The organism is Herbaspirillum sp. B65 (genome assembly GCF_000333555.1).
In the GTDB taxonomy this organism is placed as follows: domain Bacteria; phylum Pseudomonadota; class Gammaproteobacteria; order Burkholderiales; family Burkholderiaceae_D; genus Herbaspirillum; species Herbaspirillum rubrisubalbicans.
The window spans coordinates 1-3,018 of the sequence record NZ_BADI01000847.1 but is presented as its reverse complement, the minus strand read 5'-3'; the positions used below and the strand labels follow the sequence as shown (position 1 = coordinate 3,018).

3 protein-coding genes and 1 pseudogene are annotated in these 3,018 nt (G+C 51.8%); 2 read left to right on the top strand and 2 right to left on the bottom strand.

The features are described 5' to 3' along the window. Together dcd and I5W_RS20140 are read right to left on the bottom strand one after the other, a co-directional pair. Nucleotides 1-78: pseudogene (gene dcd / locus I5W_RS31525) on the bottom strand (dCTP deaminase); the annotation flags it as partial. 104 nt (nt 79-182) lie between these two features. Then, nucleotides 183-977 carry an enhanced serine sensitivity protein SseB C-terminal domain-containing protein gene (locus tag I5W_RS20140; RefSeq protein ID WP_252717136.1) on the bottom strand — a complete coding sequence of 265 codons (795 nt, stop codon included), beginning with the start codon at nt 975-977 and terminating at the stop codon, nt 183-185. Nucleotides 978-1,397: 420 nt separating this feature from the next. On the opposite strand from I5W_RS20140, the gene I5W_RS20135 reads away from it, so the two are divergent. Next, entirely contained in the window at nt 1,398-1,790 is a 393-nt protein-coding gene (locus I5W_RS20135; RefSeq protein WP_044530564.1) for a lysozyme inhibitor LprI family protein, read from the top strand. 733 nt (nt 1,791-2,523) lie between these two features. Further along, entirely contained in the window at nt 2,524-3,018 is a 495-nt protein-coding gene (locus I5W_RS20130) for a hypothetical protein (RefSeq protein WP_050010702.1), read from the top strand.

Here is a 3,018-nt window from a genome sequence, read left to right as displayed (position 1 = left end):
ACGCACCTGACCGGGCTCGTAGGGTTCGATCATTCTTTCCTGCTCCGCCATGCGGCGGATCCACTTGTCTGACTTGATGCCATGGTTGTTTCGAGGTTTCCGACTGATTCAAAGAATCCGGCATTTTACGCGAAAAATGCCCAAACATGGCTGATCCGACGCGGTTCCTGCCTGGGCAGGCCCTAGCGTCCGCGCCCGAACAAGGACTTGAAAAAGCCCACGCGCTGGCGCTCATAGAAGGGCTTCAGTTCGGTGAGCATGAAGTCGGCCACGCTATGCCCATTGCCCGGCTCCACGCGCATCATGTCCACCGCCTCCTGCGGCCGGCCATGCTGGGCAATGACCGGCCCCACCGCGCGGGCCACCTGCTCCATATGGCTCTCGGGGGTATCGATCCCCAGCACCAGGGTCGGCTGGGGGTCGTGCGTGGGGTCATGCATCGTGGCCAGGTAGGCGGCCTTGACCTTGTCATCGCGGGCGAACAATTGCGACAGCTTCTCCAACATGACGGTGGGCGGCTCGGCCGGCGCCCCCAGCCGCACCGTGGTCTCGGCACCGATGGTGCGCGCTACCGGTGTGCCACCGTTATCTTCCTGCAGCACGTGGGCGACTTCGCCGGGCACGAAATACTTGCTATAGGGACTATCGGGATTGAGGATGAACACGCTGCGCCCATCCCCGCACATGCGAAACAGTTCGCGCACCGTCATGGACAGGCAGGGTGCACCGGGCTCGAAGGCGCGTTCGAGGTCTTCCATGCTGCTGAACATGGGCAGCATCATGCTGCCATCTTCCCCCGGCCAGCGCATGATCTGCACTTTTTCGCGGTCACCGTCTTCCGGCAAGTGACCACGCACGAAGACGGTGGCGTCCAGCACCAGGCGATAAAACGCCGGCCGCGCCTCAGGGTCGTTCTGGGCGCGGACCAGGGCTTCTTCCAGGGGATTCAGAGGGCGTGCGGGATCGGTTTTTTGCATGGTTTTCTTTTCTTTCTGGTTGTTGAGGATGACCATGTCGCCCCATGCAGGGATACGCGGGGCAAGGCGCCACTTCGAACATTTCCCGGAAAGAAGGTTCCCATGATACGGGAGCTCAATGACGATAAACGCTCATTTCCTTCAGGAAAAACCATGCATTTCCTGACAAGATGGTTGCAGCGACTGACCCGCTGCAGGCGCAGTCCGAACAACGGGCAATGCAGGGCTGACATCGGAAACAGCTGACTCAGATTCATCCCCGTCTTTGCAGGACTGCCTCAATGCTTTCCGGGCTTCCCCGGCGAGGAAAAACTTCCCTCGACATCCGAATACTTTTTATATCGATTCGCCAGATTCCTCGGTTCAATATCGTCAGCCATGCGAGCTATTTGGCAATCCCTTTTCTCCTCTACACGACCGATGAAAAAGACAATATCCACGTTCATTCTCTTCTCACTATCAGCGCTTCATGCCCAAGCATTCGACTGCACCAAAGCCAGCAACTTCGCTGAAACTGAAATCTGCAAAGACCATTTACTGAGTGCGCTCGACATGACGCTAAACAGGAATTACCGCTTCATGATGGCCTCGGATATCGGGACGGTTGCCCGGAAAAATCTCTCTGCTTCGCAACGGCTCTGGCTTCAGGAAAGAAACAGATGCAAGGACAAGGAATGCATCACTACCTTGTACAAACGCCGACTTGCCGACATCTGCGACTACCCAGTTATCGCAGGCGTTCATCCGGTCTGCGATGAATTCGACGATGTTGTAGAGAACGATTTGCAACGACATGACGGTGAGAAAAGATGACTCAAGCATCTATCGACATCATCGATTTTTGCCCTATCTCTTTCCTGTTTTGATCGCACGAAAAATTATCAACGCTAAGACTGAGTAAAGAAGAAAATCGGCATCATCTCTAACCGATTTTCACCTCAACGACGTCCATTCACTTCGCGAACCGACAGCATCACGCCAACCCAATCTTTTAATCGAGGCGCGCAGGATAGCCGTCTGCCAACCCATAAACATCGTTGTAAAAATTTGGCTTTTCGGCTTATCGAACAAATAGTTTTCCGCATTTCATTAACGCACTGATCAAATCCCTTCGGATTTGATCACCCTCCGCTGTGCCTGCTCACGATGGCAAAGCTGTACGACATCGCTGTGGTTCTACATCAGCTTCAACAAGATTTTTTCCGCATGTCCTTCAGTATCGAGACCATTCTCCTGGCGGGAAGAAGAAACTATGCGAAACCTATCTAATCCCTACCGACATGGTAGCCAACCTGACTTTCCTTCATTGGAAGCATATTCAAAAAAAACTTCGCGTTCTTTGCACGAATTCCAAGAGCATCTCTCTCGCGAATCACTTCAAATTCATCCCCGCTTTTTCTCCGTTACATAAATTTTGTTCCATATTAAAAGCACAGAAAAAACGTAATCAAGAGTTCGAATCTCTTCGATAGCAATTGGCGAGCATAAATAATCTAATGCCACCACCTAGTTCAAACATCCGTACCAAGATAGAGAAAATCGCAATATGAGTAGAGAAAAACCAAGAATCGCTAAGAGGCCCGGAATCGATATTACTAACAAAAAACATGTCTTATTATTGGTGGCGTTATTGACATACAGCCATTCTGCATCAGCGGACTTACCCTTGACTATTGATGACCTTGTTACAGAAAAAGGTAAGGTCAAGATTGATGTATCGGTGGCCTATGCCAATAGTGATAGACAAGGCGTATCCACTGGCGAACCGATCACGGTGCAGACAGGAGAAAACTCATTTGTTACGTTACCGACACTGATCGGCGAGAGTCGCGGCAACAGCGATTCGCTGGTAAGCACCGTGGGATTACGCTATGGATTAACTAACAAAGCTGAAATTTTCTTCCGTACCTCGTATCTGTATAGCAGCACCAGAAAGAGAGATCTATCCAGAACAACCAGCGACAGCGAAAGCCAGTTTTCGGATACATGGGCGGGCGTCAACTATCAACTCAAAGAAGACAACGGCACACCGGCCTGCTAG